The 14,654-nt window shown below is 69.3% G+C and carries 11 protein-coding genes; 3 read left to right on the top strand and 8 right to left on the bottom strand.

The genetic code is table 11. From position 1 onward, the window contains the following. Positions 1–224 precede the first annotated feature (224 nt). Positions 225–743: an FAD synthase family protein gene (locus tag DOE79_RS14855; protein ID WP_120339178.1), complete on the top strand. Its 519-nt coding sequence runs from the start codon at positions 225–227 to the stop codon at positions 741–743. On the opposite strand, the gene DOE79_RS20600 is transcribed toward DOE79_RS14855, so the two are convergent. Both DOE79_RS20600 and DOE79_RS20595 read right to left on the bottom strand, forming a co-directional pair. Continuing rightward, complete coding sequence (locus DOE79_RS20600) at positions 723–1,787, bottom strand: acyltransferase family protein (protein WP_162942774.1); 1,065 nt, start codon at positions 1,785–1,787, stop codon at positions 723–725. The two genes, DOE79_RS14855 and DOE79_RS20600, sit on opposite strands and share 21 nt — an antisense overlap. Next, positions 1,784–3,007 (bottom strand): hypothetical protein, encoded by a 1,224-nt coding sequence (locus tag DOE79_RS20595; protein ID WP_162942773.1) that lies wholly within the window; start codon positions 3,005–3,007, stop codon positions 1,784–1,786. Before DOE79_RS20595 ends, DOE79_RS20600 begins: the two co-directional genes overlap by 4 nt. Before the next feature lie 377 nt (positions 3,008–3,384). On the opposite strand from DOE79_RS20595, the gene DOE79_RS20590 reads away from it, so the two are divergent. Both DOE79_RS20590 and DOE79_RS14845 read left to right on the top strand, forming a co-directional pair. After that, complete coding sequence (locus DOE79_RS20590; RefSeq protein WP_162942772.1) at positions 3,385–4,365, top strand: hypothetical protein; 981 nt, start codon at positions 3,385–3,387, stop codon at positions 4,363–4,365. 103 nt (positions 4,366–4,468) lie between these two features. Then, positions 4,469–5,755, top strand: coding sequence for an oligosaccharide flippase family protein (locus tag DOE79_RS14845; RefSeq protein ID WP_162942771.1), 1,287 nt, complete (start codon positions 4,469–4,471; stop codon positions 5,753–5,755). Between the two features lie 35 nt (positions 5,756–5,790). Here DOE79_RS14845 and pip read toward each other — a convergent pair whose 3' ends face one another. The 6 genes from pip to DOE79_RS14815 all read right to left on the bottom strand — a co-directional run bounded on the left by pip (position 5,791) and on the right by DOE79_RS14815 (position 14,644). Beyond that, entirely contained in the window at positions 5,791–6,747 is a 957-nt protein-coding gene (gene pip / locus DOE79_RS14840; RefSeq protein ID WP_120339176.1) for a prolyl aminopeptidase, read from the bottom strand. 85 nt (positions 6,748–6,832) lie between these two features. Beyond that, positions 6,833–7,660 (bottom strand): ABC transporter permease subunit, encoded by an 828-nt coding sequence (locus DOE79_RS14835; protein ID WP_120339175.1) that lies wholly within the window; start codon positions 7,658–7,660, stop codon positions 6,833–6,835. Further along, positions 7,657–8,619: an ABC transporter ATP-binding protein gene (locus tag DOE79_RS14830; RefSeq protein ID WP_120339174.1), complete on the bottom strand. Its 963-nt coding sequence runs from the start codon at positions 8,617–8,619 to the stop codon at positions 7,657–7,659. The genes DOE79_RS14835 and DOE79_RS14830 overlap by 4 nt, the downstream gene beginning before the upstream one ends. A 164-nt stretch (positions 8,620–8,783) precedes the next feature. After that, entirely contained in the window at positions 8,784–10,880 is a 2,097-nt protein-coding gene (locus DOE79_RS14825) for an acyl-CoA dehydrogenase family protein (protein WP_120340364.1), read from the bottom strand. A gap of 196 nt (positions 10,881–11,076) precedes the next feature. Beyond that, on the bottom strand, positions 11,077–13,131 hold the full coding sequence (gene recQ / locus DOE79_RS14820; protein ID WP_220094241.1) for a DNA helicase RecQ: 2,055 nt from the start codon (positions 13,129–13,131) through the stop codon (positions 11,077–11,079). A gap of 79 nt (positions 13,132–13,210) precedes the next feature. Continuing rightward, positions 13,211–14,644: a PepSY-associated TM helix domain-containing protein gene (locus DOE79_RS14815; protein WP_120339173.1), complete on the bottom strand. Its 1,434-nt coding sequence runs from the start codon at positions 14,642–14,644 to the stop codon at positions 13,211–13,213. Between the last annotated feature and the right edge of the window lie 10 nt (positions 14,645–14,654).

The following is a 14,654-nucleotide window of genomic DNA, read 5'->3' as shown; positions in this document are numbered from 1 at the left end:
CACTCGTTCGGAACGGGCGGGATGGAGCAACCGCTGGGGGCCGCCGATAAGTTGTCAAGCATTGCTCACTTTCGGTCATTGGTCAAACGCTTACATGGTTTTCCAAGATTCGGGCGGCGGAAACCCTAGCCAGAAGAGACGGGTCTGGATACTGTCCGCTACGACCCGGCAACCTTTCGGTTCCGCGGCCCTTCGACCGTCGCCCGGCAGAAATCGAGATCGTCATGAGCACCGATCGACCTGCGCCAGCAACACCCCGCACCGCGCTCAGGACCGGCTATGCCGCCGGCGGATTCGACCTGTTCCATGTGGGCCACCTCAACATCCTCCGGCAAGCGAAGACCGCCTGTGATTACCTGATCGCGGGGGTAGTTTCGGATGAGATGCTGCTCCTGACGAAGGGCGCCCTCCCGGTGGTGCCCCTCGCAGAGCGTCTCGAAATCGTTCGGCACATCACGTTCGTCGATGAGGCCGTCGCCGAAACCGTGCCGGACAAGATCGACACTTGGCGCACGCTCGGGTTCGATGTCTTCTTCAAGGGCGACGACTGGCGCGGTACTCCGCGCGGGTTGGACCTCGAACGCCAGTTTGCTGCAGTGGGGGTTGACGTCGTGTATTTCCCGTACACGATGCACACCTCGAGCACCGCCCTGCGCCGAGCACTGGAAGCGCTTTCTCCCGGTTCTCCCTCGTCGGGGCCCGCCGTTCCCGGCTCCGGCCGGTCAGACGAGATCAGGGCCTGACCGGAGGGTCCCTGACGCATCCGTGGCCGGTCGGCCGACTGTGAGCACCCCGGCGGGTGGTTGGTACAGGTGGCGCAGGGGCGTCTGAGCCGTCGCCCGGTGCAGCGCCAGCGCCAACGCCACCGCGACGGCGGCCAGGGCCGGCGGCACCGCGACGGCCACTGTCGCGACGGCCGGGTTGACCAGCGGGGCCGAGAGGACGAACGACAGCAGAATGATGATCGGCGTGTGCGCCAGGTAGATCGGCAGGGTGGTGCGGCCGAGCACGGCGAGCCGCCCGATTCCGGTCAGTGCCCGGCTGAGACCGATGCCCGCGGCGACACCGAGCAGGCAGTTGGTGAAGTAGACCCCCGGTACGGCCCGCAAGTCGAGCAGGGCGACGCCCACCGAGAACCCGGCCCAGGCGACGACGATTCCCGCCGCCAGCGGGACGGCGACGGTACCCAGTCGGAGAATCACCGGGCGCAGGTAGATGCCGGCGAGGAAGAAGAAGTAGTACCGCACAGAGCCGGTCCAGCCCACGTTCGCGGTTGCCCAGCCGCTGAGCGCCACGAAGGAGAGCAGACCGGCTGCAAGCAACTGCCACGCGGCCGGAGCGACTCTCGTCACCTTCGCGACCACGAAGAAGAGTGTGAGCGCCCAGATGAACCAGAGCTCGAAACGTGGCGCGACGGGCGAGACGAGCAGGGCGAGAAGGCTCTGACGCACTCCGAAGCCCTGACCTTGCATCCCGGTGCCGACCAGGAACACGAGGGAACCGATCACCTCCCAGACCAGGAACACCCACACGTACAATCGCAGCTTGGAGTTCCACAGGGCCGTCCAAGGCGTGGCCAGCCATTTGGGTGCGAATATCCCGGCCAGAGCGAAGAACAGGGGCATGCGCAGGGACGAGAGCGCCTCGTTGACCTCCCTCCAATAGCCGAGGTCGAACCCCGCACTGCCCAGCCAGTTCACCGAGTGGTAGAGCGCCACCAACAGGATTGCCAGGCCGCGCCCGGTGTCTATCCACCCGATCCGTTGCGGGGGCTGAGGCCCGGTCACTGGCCGACGATTCCGGCACCGTTCCCCACCAATTCCTGGCGGGGTTCCCGGCGCAGCATCACGAGGCCCACGGCGATGATGATCAGGGTCGCTGAGCTGTACAGCGGGCCGAAGAGCAACGCCCACAGCGTCTTCGCCCCCAGGTAGACGACGACAGCGGCCGCGGTGCCGCCCGCCACTGACCGCGCGAGCCCGGCCACGACGATCAGGGCCAGCATTCCTGCCAGCACCAGGCCGGGAAGCCCGAACCAGGCCCACATGTCGCCGAGGACCGAGTGCAATTCGATGTGGCCGCCGAACATATACACATCGACATAATTGTTGTTCGGGTCGTAGCCGATCGCGGCCATGCCCGATTTGGCCGCGAGCACATCGTGGCTGTTCAGCGCGGTTCCGGCGCCGAAACCCATCGGCTGGTGCAACATGAGCCCTGCGGTCGCAGCGAGTTCCGGCCGGCCACCGAGGATCAGAGAGCCTGAGGTCTGTAGCTGGACGCTGCTGCGCAGCTGAGTCTCCGCGCCGAGCGCCCCGTCGAGAATGAGCGCCTGCCCGAGGTTGTAGACCACCAGGGCGAGGACACCCAGGGCTACGACGACCCGAACCGCCGAACCCGACCGGCTGCGCCGCCCGGGGCGCATCTGCCATAGCACCAGGAGCCCGGTGAACAGCAGGATGGCGAACGAGGACCGGGCATCCGTCACTGCGGCAATCGCGGTGAACCCGGCCACGGCCAGGAGCTCCAGCCAACGGCGGCCGGTCAGCCTGGCCACCGCGAGAACCATCACCGTGAGCGCCACCGAATAGCCGAAACGCCAGGGGTTTGACTGGTACAGCTCGCTCGTCGGCGTGACGCCGAACAGGAGGCCGAGCCCGAACCACAGCGCGACCTGCGCGTCCGGCAGCAGGGTGCGGCACCAGAGCACGAATCCGATCCCGCCGAGGATGCCCACCAGACCGACCGATACCGCCACGGCTTGCCCGGTGCTGCCCGTATGGGCGGACGCCGAATACACGGTCAGCCAGACACCGCTGACCAGGGCCACGGCTCCCGTGCCCAAGAGCGCCCGGGCACCCCTGAACTGCCTCAGCACGGGAAGCCACAGCGGAGCGAGGACGAGCACGATGAGGTAGCCGACGGTGAGTCCCTGAGCCAGTTCGATCCTCATGGCCAGCAACACGAGGACCGCGATCGCCACCGGGCGAACCAGGGCGGCCGACAACAGCGCATCGTCGGGCCGGACGCGGCGGTGCGGCCCCGACGGCCCGGTCGCCGACCGGGCAGGCGCCGGTGAGGCAGGCGGTCTCGTCGATCGCGCCCCTGCCGTCGGGTATCCCTGCACCGTCATGCGTCTCGCCGCCCCAGGCCGCAGCCGGCGAGACGGTTGCTCGCTGCCCCGTGGCCGATTCGAGCACACCATAGGGCGCTATCGGGGTGTCGACAAGGGCGGAGGCCGCCCGGAGGCCCGGGTGTCCCCCGAAGGTGGGAGGTATGCGGGTCCGAGGCCCCCGAGTACTGTGTGGTGCCTCAGGGCCCGTCGATGGTCGACACCCGAACGTGGCGAGCACATCCGATGGTCAGGCAGGGAGGCACATCACCGTGACCGGTCGACTCTCCCGGCTCCTGCTCGGACTCGTGCGAGACCCGGCGGCCGTCGGGGCGCGAATTCGCCTCGACCTGCGTCTTCGCCGTCTGCGTACCCGGTCCCGCTTCGCCTCACGGCCTGTCACGGGCGACGGCGCGGTCGTGGTGAACCTGACCAGCTACGGCCACCGGATCGACACGGTCTTCTACTCCATCGAATCGATCGCCGCCGGTACCGTGCGCCCACGTCGCCTGATCCTCTGGTTGGCCGACCCCGCGGTGCTTGCCGACCCGCCGCGCACCCTCACCAGGTTGCGTTCCCGCGGGCTCGAGCTGATGTACTGCCCCGACTATGGTCCCCACAAGAAGCAGTTCGCCTACGCGAGCACGGCCCCCTCCCCGACCCTCCCTCTGGTGGCGGCGGATGATGACGTGCTGTACCCGCGCCGGTGGTTGTCTGACCTGCTTGTCCGCCACGTCCGGCACCCGGACGATGTGCACGCCCACCGGACGCACCGGATCGAGTTCGACGGGAGCAGACTCGCCCCATACGAGCGCTGGAGCGCCGGCACCGGGACCCAGGCCAGTTTCCGTACGTTCTGCACGGGTGTTTCGGGGATCCTCTACCCTCCTGCTCTGATCTCGGCACTCGCAGCGGAAGGCGATGGTTTCGTGCGCCTGGCGCCCTGGGCCGACGATGTGTGGGTGCACTCAGTCATGGTGCGGCACGGGTTCCGCGGGCGCCAGGTGGCCGAGCGGCAAGCCGAGTATCCGGCCATCCCCGGCACCCAACGCGGCACTCTGTACGGACGCAACGTGCGAGACGGCGGCAACGACGCACAGATCCACGCGTGCTTCGGGGTCGGGGAACTGCTCCGAATGCGCGAGGACGATGCCGGTGCTGATCTCGGCACTGCAGCCGGCGCGAGCGCCGCGGACGTCGCGGCAAGCGAACCCCTCGCGGCCAGAGGCGAGCCCGGCGGTCATGTCCGCTAGGCGCCGCCGCCCCGCCGGGGCGCCGGCCGTTCCCCTCGTTCCGACGCCGCCGGCCGGCTCGCTTCCGCGTCCCACACCCCCGTCGGGAACGCTGTCTCGCAACATGTCGATTGCCATGATCGGCAACGCATTCCCGCCCCTCGTCGCCGTGTTCTCCGGACCGATCCTCGCGCAGGCCCTTGGCGTCGCCGGACGCGGCGAGGTCGCCGCCGCCACGGCGCCCCTCGCCCTGGTGGTGACCCTGGCCACGTTCGGGGTGCCTGAGGCCGTGACCTGGACCATCGCCCGATCGCCGCAGCTGGCACGCAACGCTGCGCGCCGCGGACTGTTGCTGCTCTTGGCGGCGGGCCTCGTCGCCATGGCCGCCGTCTTCGCAAGCGCTCAGTGGCTCAGCGGTGGATCGCCGGCCGTGGGCCAGTTGGTCCTCGTGGCTTCCCTCGCCATCGTGCCCAACCTCCTGGTCGGGGTGTTTCGTGGTGTGGCCGCCGCGACCCAGAGCTGGCGGCTGGTGGCCACCGAACGCATCCTCACCTCTGCCTTGCGCCTGGTCGTCCTGATCCCGTTCTGGCTGACCGGCACCCTGACTCCCCTCATCGCCACACTCACCGTTGCCGTGATGCCGGTGGCCGGCGCCTTCGTGTATCTGGGCAAGATGCGCAGTCTGCCGCCCGCCGCGGCAGAAATCCCCCGGTTCGCCCGCACGAGCGGGCTCCTGGGCTATGGCGTGCGGGTCTGGGTGGGGTCGTTGTCCGGCATGCTGCTCTCCAGGATCGACCAGGTGCTGATGACCCCTTTGGCCGGCACCTACCAGTTGGGGCTCTACGTGGTGGCGGTCAGTGTGAGTGAGCTGCCGTTGATCATCAACCAGGCCGTGCGCGATGTGACCTTCGTCACCGATGCCGCCGATTCGGTGGACGAACGGCTCAGTTCATCCGCCCGGATCTCGACGTTCCTGTGCTCTCTGGCAGCCGTGCTGCTCGGAGTGAGCATGCTCTGGTGGCTGCCCTTCCTGTTCGGTGAGGGTTTCCGGGACGCCGTGCCCGTCGCCGCGGTGCTCCTCTGCGCTGTGGTGGTGGGAACTCCGGGGTCTATCGGCGGCTCGGGGCTGAGCGCACGGGGCAGACCGGGCCTGCGCAGCCTCAGTCTCACGATCGCCTGCCTGCTCAACATCGCGCTGCTCGTGCTGTTGGCGCCGCTGTGGGGCGCCATGGGCGCAGCGCTCGCGACCCTGGCGGGCAACCTGCTGTCGAGCAACCTCAACCTGGTGTTCCTCGCCCGGGTTTTCGGCATCAACCCGCTGCGGTTCTACGGGTTGCGACAGAACGACCTTGCCACGCTGGGCAGGTACGCCCGACGCGGGGCCGACAGGCTTTCCCGTCGACCCCGCTGAGCGACGAGCCGTGGGCCAGGGCTCGCCCGGCGCGGCTACCCGGCGAAACGGTCGGTGGCGTCCAGCAAGGCGGCGCGGATGCCCGGCTCCTCGAACGAGTGGCCCGCATCCGGAATCATCTGGAAGTCGGCCTCCGGCCAGGCCTGATGGAGCGCCCAGGCCGTGAAGGCCGGCGTGCACATGTCATAGCGGCCCTGCACGATGACGCCGGGGATGTCCTTCAGCTTGCCGGCGTCGCGGATCAGCTGTTCGGGTTCGAACCAGCCCTTGTTCATGAAGTAGTGGTTCTCAATGCGGGCGAACGCCACGGCGAAGGCCGGTTCGGTGAACCGTTCGATCGTCTCGGGGTGCTGCAGCAGGGTGATGGTGGACGACTCCCAGGTGGACCAGGCCACGCCCGCTCGTTCGCGCACCGACTGGTCGGGGTCGTGCAGCAGGCGGCTGTAGGCCTCGATGAGACGGCCGCGCTCCGCGACGGGCACCGGGGCGATGAAGCCCTCCCAGAGGTCGGGGTAGATGGCCGCGGCGCCGCCCTCGTAGAACCAGTCGAGCTCGATCGGGCGGAGCGTGAAGATGCCGCGCAGCACGAGTTCGGTGACCTTCTCCGGGTGCGTCTCCGCGTAGGCCAGGGCGAGCGAACTGCCCCAGGAGCCGCCGCAGACGAGCCAGGTGTCGATGCCGAGGTGCTCACGCAGGCGCTCGATGTCGGCGACCAGGTGCCAGGTGGTGTTGTGCGTGAGGTCGGCATCCGGTTCGCTGGCGTGCGGGGTGCTTCGCCCGCAGCCACGCTGGTCGAAGAGCACGATGCGGTACTTCTCCGGGTCGAACACGCGGCGCTGGGTGGGGCTGGAGGCCCCGCCCGGGCCGCCGTGCAGGTAGACCGCCGGCTTGCCGTCCGGATTGCCGGAGACCTCGTAGTAGAGGGTGTGGCCGTCGCCGACGTCGAGCATGCCGGTGTCGTACGGTTCGATCTCGGGGTAGAACTCTCTCATGTTCCGAGCCTAGGGCCCGGCCCCCGGGGAGGCCGGAGGCTCGCGGAGCACGCCCCCGGGGCGCGCCACGAGCCTCCGCCGGGACTCAGGCGTCTCGACGCTTGAGCAGTGCCCCTGCCCCGGCGAGCGAGACGGCCACCCAGCCGAGCACGATGAGGATGTTCTGCCACGGCTCCATCGTGCCGGTCATGGCGAAGCTGTCCGTACCCGCGTTGGAGAGGATGTAGGGCATCATGTCCGCCACCCAGTCCGCCGGAATGAGCTGCAACACCGTCGGCAGCAGCAGGATGACACCGAGCGCCGCGGCGATGCCGCCCGCGCTGCTGCGCAGGATCGTGCCCAGGCCGAGACTGAAGACGGCCACCAGCGACAGATACAGTGCCGCGCTCATTAGGGGAAGGAACAGGTCGGGATCGGCGAGACTGGCCGAGATGCCCTTGTCGGCCATGATGGGCGCGGCAACCAGATACGAGCCGACGACGCTCACGAGCCCCACGATGTAGGTGCAGACGAACAGCACGACGGCCTTGGCGGCCAGCACGGGCAGTCGGCGGGGAACCGCGGTGAGGCTCGAGCGCACCATTCCCGTGCTGTATTCCCCGCTGATCGAGAGCACACCGAGCACGGCGACGACGAGCTGGCCGAAGATGATCCCGAATGTGGAGACCTGGATCATCCAGTTCGCCTGTTCGGACTCGGCGACCTGCACGCCCTGGAGGGTGAGGGTGCTCGACATCAGCAGCGCCAGGCCGAGGGAGATCACGATGACCGTGGCGTAGGACCAGATGGTGGAGCGCACGGTGCGGAGCTTGATCCACTCGGAGCGCAACAGGCCGGCGAAGCTGAGGCCGGATCCGGAGGCCACGAAGGCGGGGGCGGCGGATGGTGCAGTGGGAGCCACTGTCGTGGTCATCGGACACTCTCCTGGAGGTCGGCCGCGCGGTGCTCTGCGGCGGGGTCGCCGGCGGAACCGCCGGTGCGGTATTCGACGTCGTTCTGGGTAAGGGCCATGTAGGCCTCTTCGAGAGACGCGCTGATGGGGGTGAGCTCGTGCAGCGCGATGCCGGCGCGGGCGGCCTGGTTGCCGATCTCGGCCGCGGTCACTCCGGAGATCTCCAGCAGGTCGGCCTCGGACTGGGTCACGGTGACGTCCGGGCTCTGGAACAGGGCGGCGAGTTCGGGTGCGTACGGGGTGCGGACCCGCACCGTGTTGCGGTTGGCCGCGCCGATCAGTTCGGCGACGGGGGCATCCGCGATCACCCGGCCGCGACCGAGCACGATGAGGTGGTCGGCGGTGACGGCCATCTCGCTCATCAGGTGCGACGAGAGCAGGATGGTGCGGCCCTCGCCGGCGAGGTGGCGCACCAGCTGCCGCACCCACTGCACGCCCTCCGGGTCGAGCCCGTTGACCGGTTCGTCGAGGATCAGCGTGGCGGGGTCGCCGAGCAGGGCCGCGGCGATGCCGAGGCGCTGCCCCATGCCGAGGGAGAAACCGCCGACGCGCTTGCGGGCGACGGATTCGAGCCCGGTGAGTTCGATGACCTCCTTCACCCGGCTGGCCGGGATGGAGTGGGTGGCGGCCATGGCGAGCAGGTGGTTGTAGGCGCTGCGGCCGGTGTGGATTGCCTTGGCGTCGAGGAGCACGCCGACCTCGCGGAGCGGTGCCTTGTGCTCGCGGTACTGCTTGCCGTTCACGGTCACCGAGCCGTGGCTGGGCCGGTCCAGGCCCACGATCATGCGCATGGTGGTGGACTTGCCTGCGCCGTTCGGGCCGAGGAATCCCGTCACCCGGCCGGGCTGCACCGTGAAGTCCACGGAGTCGACGGCGGTCTTACTTCCGTAGCGTTTGGTCAGGGACTGTGCCTGGATCATCCGGTTCTCTTCCCTTCGTCTGCGGGAAAAGATGCATGCCGCATCGTCCCCCACACACGAGAGTAGGGGCACCGGCCGGGCGCGGCATCCGTCGAGCGGATGGTTTTGCCGCGTCCGGCCTCATCCGCCCGCCCGACCTACCCCCAGTTCTGGGGCGCGTGAGGTCAGGAGCGGCGGGCCGGCTTCTCGGGGACGGGGACGGTGCCGGCAGCACGCTGATCGCGGTAATACTGCCTGGCCTCGACCTGACGTTCACGCTCGGCCCCGGTGGCGATAGCCGCCCGCAGGTGTTCGGGGGCGTAGCCGAAGGCGTTGACGAGGTCGAGCGCGTGCGGCCGCAGCCGGGCGATGATGCGGTCGATGTAGGCGGTCACGGCTTGGGCGCGCTTGCCGGAGAGGCGTCCGTTGATGAGGTACCAGGCCGCGTGCTCCTCGATGAGGCGGAGGCCGAAGAGGTCGCGCAGCCAGGTGAGCACCTGCCGGGTGCCCGCGTGGGTGGTCGACTCGACCGCCCGGGTGAACGCCTCCCACTGCAGCAGCTCGGCGTGCGCGCGGGCGGCCTCGATCAATTCGTTCTGGTGGCTGTTGAAGAGGTCCGCCGCCTCCTTCTTGGGCAATTTGCTGGCGTTCCGCAGCGACTGGGCGATCCCGGCGATCATGGTCTCCACCCGATCGGTGAGGAGGGCTCGCTGGGTGACTGTCTCGCGCAACTGCCCGACGCTGCGGGCCGTTGAACCGAGGTCGGCAACCGACTGGCCCAGCCGCCGCAGACCAGAGCCGTGGTACGCCCGGCCGGCGGTCTGCTGCACGACGTACCGGGCGAGAGCACCGGCATCCGCACCGGCGAACTTGCGGTTGTAGTCGGTGAGCAGACGCTTGGCCACGAGCTGCAGCAGCACGTTGTTGTCGCCCTCGAAGGTGGCGTAGACGTCAAGGTCGGCGCGGAGGCCCACCAGTCGGTTCTCGGCCAGGAAGCCTGCACCACCACAGGCCTCACGGGCCTCCTGCAGCGTGTCCAGTGCATTCCAGGTGGACAGCGGCTTGAGCGCAGCCGCCAGGGTCTCCAGATCTTGCCTGTCGACATCAGTGTCTGCCGCGCCGCTGAAGACCTGGTCGAACTTCACCAGGAACTCGTCGTGCGCGAACGTCTGGGCGTAGGCGGTGGCCAGGCGCGGGATGAGACGGCGCTGGTGCCGCTGGTAATCGAGGATGACCTCCTCGTCCGTGTCGCTGCCGGCGGTGAACTGGCGGCGTTCGCTGCCGTAGCGGATGGCGATCGTGAGCGCGAGCGCCGAGGCTTGCGTGGCGGCGCCGTCGAGGGACACCCGGCCCTGCACGAGAGTGCCGAGCATGGTGAAGAAGCGCCGGCCGGGGCTGCCGATCGGGCTGGTGTAGCCGCCGTCGGCGGCGACGTCGCCGTACCTGTTGAGCAGGTTCTCCCGGGGCACCCGGACCGCGTCGAAGTGCAGCCGGCCATTGTCGATGCCATTCAGGCCGCCCTTGAGGCCGTCGTCCTCCCCGCCGATGCCGGGCAGGAAGGTGCCCGTCTCATCACGAAGCGGCACATAGAACGCGTGCACCCCGTGGTTGACGCCCTGGCTGATCAGCTGGGCGAAGACTACGGCGGCGATGCCGTCGTTGGCGGCGTTGCCGAGGTAGTCCTTCCAGGCCGCGCGGAACGGGGTGTGCAGCACGAAGTCGCCCGCCTCGACGTCGTAGGTCGCGGTGGTGCCGATGGCCGCGACATCCGACCCATGGCCGGTCTCGGTCATGGCGAAGACACCGGGCACGGCCAGGCTCATGATGCCGGGCAGCCACTTCTCGTGGTGCACGGTGGTGCCCAGGTGCAGCACGGCGGCGCCGAACAGGCCCCACTGCACACCCGCCTTGATCTGCAGGCTCGGGTCGGCGGTGACGAGTTCCTCGAAACCGGCGATGTTGCCACCGTGGTCGTCGGAGCCGCCGAGGGAGACGGGGAACGCGCGGTGCACGTGCCCGTTGTCGGCCAGGATCTTGAGCTGGTCGAGCACCCGGAGGCGGTGGTCGGCCATGGACTGACCTTCGATGCGCTGCAGGTCGGGGCGGGCGGTGAGTTCGCGGGCTTTCAGACGCACGTCGGCCCAGGTGCCGAGCAGGGTGTGCTGCAGCGCGGGCAGGTCGATGCGCGGGGCATCCGGGTCCCCAGCGACCCGCACGGGCCCGGTGTCGGTGTCGACCGCGTCGGGCCGGGAGGGGGTGGGGCGCTGGGCAGTGTCAACCATCATTGGTCCTTACGTCTTCGCGCGGCTGGGGAGTGTTCGACCACGTTAGGTCGGGCGGCTCGCGCGCGGAAATAGTGCGTGACGGGGCTACAAAAAAGGGCGCGGGCCCCCGCGCTCGGACTGTAGCTCTTCTACAAGAAGGCGACGGATGCACCTGCGATGGGCGACAAAGACCGTGGCGCGCGACCGGGTCCGGTCAGGCGTTGGCGGCGACGACTTCGAGCAGAGCCTCGCCGTAGGAGTCGAGCTTCTTGGCGCCGACGCCGGTGATGCCGTCGAGGTCGGCCAGGGTGCGCGGCTTCGCCGCGGCGACGGCGATCAGGGTGGCGTCGCCGAAGACGACGTAGGCGGGCACGCCCTGCTCGCGCGAGGTGGTGCTGCGCCAGGCGCGCAGGGCCTGGAACAGGGTTTCCTGCTCCGGGCTGAGCTCGGCGAGCCCGGCCTTCGCGGTGGCAGCGCGGGCGGCGGGGGTGCGCTTGAGCGGCCGGTCGGGTTCGCTGCGCAGCTGCACGGCGCGGGTGCCGGCCAGTACCTCGGCGGCGGCCTCGGTGAGAATCAGGGTGCCGTACTCGCCGGAGGTGGCGATGAGACCCTGGGCGAGCAACTGTCGCACGACGCCGCGCCACTGCTGGTCGGTGAGGTCGGCGCCGATCCCCCAGGTGGCCAGCTGATCGTGGCTGTGCTGGGTGGTGCGCGGTGTGGTCTTGCCGCGCAGGATGTCGATGAGCTGGCCGGCGCCGAAACGCTGGTTGCGCTCCCGGAGCAGGCGCACGATCGTGGAGAGCAGTTTCTGGGCGGGCACGGTGCCGTCCCACGCCTCTGGCGGGGTGAGGCAGGTGTCGCAGTTGCCGCAGGGCTCGCTGGCCTGGCCGAAATAGCGCAGCAGGTTGACCCGGCGGCAGTGCACGGTCTCGCAGAGGGCCAGCATGGCATCCAAGTGGGCGCTCATCTTGCGCCTATGCGCCAGGTCGCCGGGCGACTCGTCGATCATACGGCGCTGCTGCACGACATCCTGCAGGCCGTAGGCGAGCCAGCCGGTGGACGGCAGGCCGTCACGTCCGGCCCGGCCGGTCTCCTGGTAGTAGCCCTCGACGGACTTGGGCAGGTCGATGTGGGCGACGAAGCGCACATCCGGCTTGTCGATGCCCATGCCGAACGCGATGGTGGCGACGATGATGACGCCCTCTTCGCGGAGGAACCTGGACTGGGTGCGGGCACGCAGTCCCTGGTCGAGGCCCGCGTGGTACGGATAGGCGTTGAGGCCGTTGGCGCGGAGGAACTCCGCGGTCTGTTCGACGGTTTTTCGGCTGAGCGCGTAGACGATGCCGGCGTCGGTGGGGTGCTCGGCCTTGATAAAGCTGAGCAGCTGCTTGCGGGGCTCGTTCTTGCCCACGATGCGGTACTGGATGTTGGGCCGGTCGAAACTGGCGACGAAGTGCTGCGCCTCGCCCATCTGCAGGCGCTCGGTGAGCTCCTTGTGGGTGGCGTCGGTGGCCGTGGCGGTGAGCGCGATGCGCGGCACGTCGGGCCACCGGTCGGCCAGCTCGGACAGCGCGAGGTAGTCGGGGCGGAAGTCGTGGCCCCACTGGGACACACAGTGCGCCTCGTCGATGGCGAACAGGGCGATGGTTCCGCGGTCGAGGAACCGCTTGGTGGCCTCGTTGCTGAGCCGCTCCGGGGCGACGTAGAGCAGGTCGAGGTTGCCGGCGAGGTAGTCGCGTTCGACCTGGCTGCGGGCGGCGGAGTCCTGGCTGGAGTTGAGGAAAGCGGCGCGGACACCGACGAGGGTGAGCGCATCCACCTGGTCTTGCATGAGAGCGATCAGCGGGGAGATGACGATGCCGGTGCCCTCGCGCACGAGCGACGGGATCTGGTAGCAGAGGCTCTTACCGCCACCGGTGGGCATGAGCACCACGGCGTCGCCACCATTGATGAGCTGGTCGATGATCTGGGCCTGCTCGCCGCGGAAGGAGTCGTAACCGAAGACCGTGTGCAGGGCTTCGGCGGCGGAGGCGAACTTGGCGGTGGCGCGCTTCGGCGGCGGCGGCGCGAGCAGCGTGGCGCCGCCGGCGGGCGGGGCGTAGTCGCCGAAGTCGACAGGGCCGGCGCCGGCTGGGGCGGATGCACCCTGCCGGGCGGCGGGCAGAGCGGAACCGCCCTGACCGTAGGGGTCTGGGGGCGGTGGGGCATCGAAGTCGTCCGGTGGCTCGAACTCGTCAGGATCCCACGGTATCTCGGCGTTCCAACTCACCCGCCAACTCTACCCGCGCCCACCGACGCCACCGGGCGGCACCTCACGATCTGTGAGCGGTCGCCCGGTGGTGGTGGGGTCAGCTCGGGGTGCTCCGCGGAGCGCGGAGGCTCAGGAGGGCGTCGACCACGATGAAGACCAGCAGGCTGATGCCCACCAGCGGGAAGAACAGTCCGACCACGAGGGCGCCGAATATCACCGCCAGCACACCCCACCACGGGGCGCGGGCGAGCGCGCCGGCCGGGGCCGGGCGGCCCATTCTCGCCCCGCCGCGGGTGGGGCGACGCTTCCACCACATCAGGTACCCCCAGCCGACCATCGCGGCCAGGCCGAGGGCCGTGGCCAGGAGGACGAGCTGGTTGGCCAGCCCGAACATGGTGCCCATGTGGGTGTCGATGCCCCAGCGGGTGAGCTTGGCGGCCAGGTTGAAGTCGGCGAAGTCGACCCGGTCGGTGACCTGGAGGGTGCTGCCGTCGACGGCGACGGAGTCCACCTCGGTGGGGAAGCTGCGCTGGATCTCCTGCACCACCCAGGCCTGCCCCGCGGCGGACGGCGGACGGATCTCGACAAGTCCGGTGTTCACGTTGACGGTCCGCGCCACGGCTAGGACCGCGTCGAAGGTGGCCGGCTCGATGACCGCCGTGGATGCCGTGGCGGTGCCGTGGCCGGCGTGCTCACCGGCGGGCACCGTGGCAGCCTCGCCGAGGTCGGTGGAAATCGACGGCGTGCCGAGGTTGAACGCGGCCCGCAGGTCGGAGACGTTCTGGCCCGCGTACTGCGACCAGGTGATGCCCGTCGCCGAGAGGAACAGGGCGCCGACCAGAAGCCAAATGCCCGTGGAGGCATGCCAGCTGAACAAGCGGCGGTATCCCCTGACCTTGTTGTTGGGCCGCAGCAGGTCTTTCTTGGCGCGAACCCGGCGGATGCGGATGACCCACATGGCGGCCCCGGCCAGGACCACGACGCCGAGCCAGCTCGCGGCGAGCTCGCTGTAGAGGCGACCGACGTCGCCCAGGTGCAGGTTGCGGTGGAACTGGTCGATCCAGGTGCGCAGCGGCAGCACACCGCTGGTGCCGTAGGCGGTGAGGTCGCCCCGGACCTCCGCTGTGGCGGGGTCGACGAAGATGGCCCGGGACTCGCTCTCGCCGAGGCCCTCGCCGGTGAACATGACCCGGGTGGTGTCGCCGTCGTTGGGCGCTGGGCGCACGGCCACGAGGGCACCCTCGTCACCGACGACGGCCTGGGCGGCTTCGATCTGGTCGGCCAACGGCAGGGTCGTGTCGGAGACCGGCGCGTGCAGCTCGTGCGCGTAGACGGCCTGCTCGAGTTGCGGGGTGGCGGCGTAGAGGGCGCCGCTGAGGGCGGCGACGAGGATGAACGGGCCGACCAGGACGCCGGCGTAGAAGTGCAGACGGAGCAGGAACGCGCCGAACCAGGGCTGGTTCCCGGGTGGGGTACCGGGCTGGTCCGGGGTGGGCGGCGGGGTGTCTTCGGTGGTGAGGATGGTGGTCATGAGAAGTCCT

The sequence above is a fragment of the Cryobacterium soli genome (assembly GCF_003611035.1).
Lineage (GTDB): Bacteria > Actinomycetota > Actinomycetes > Actinomycetales > Microbacteriaceae > Cryobacterium > Cryobacterium soli.
This window is presented reverse-complemented; position numbering and strand designations above follow the sequence as displayed.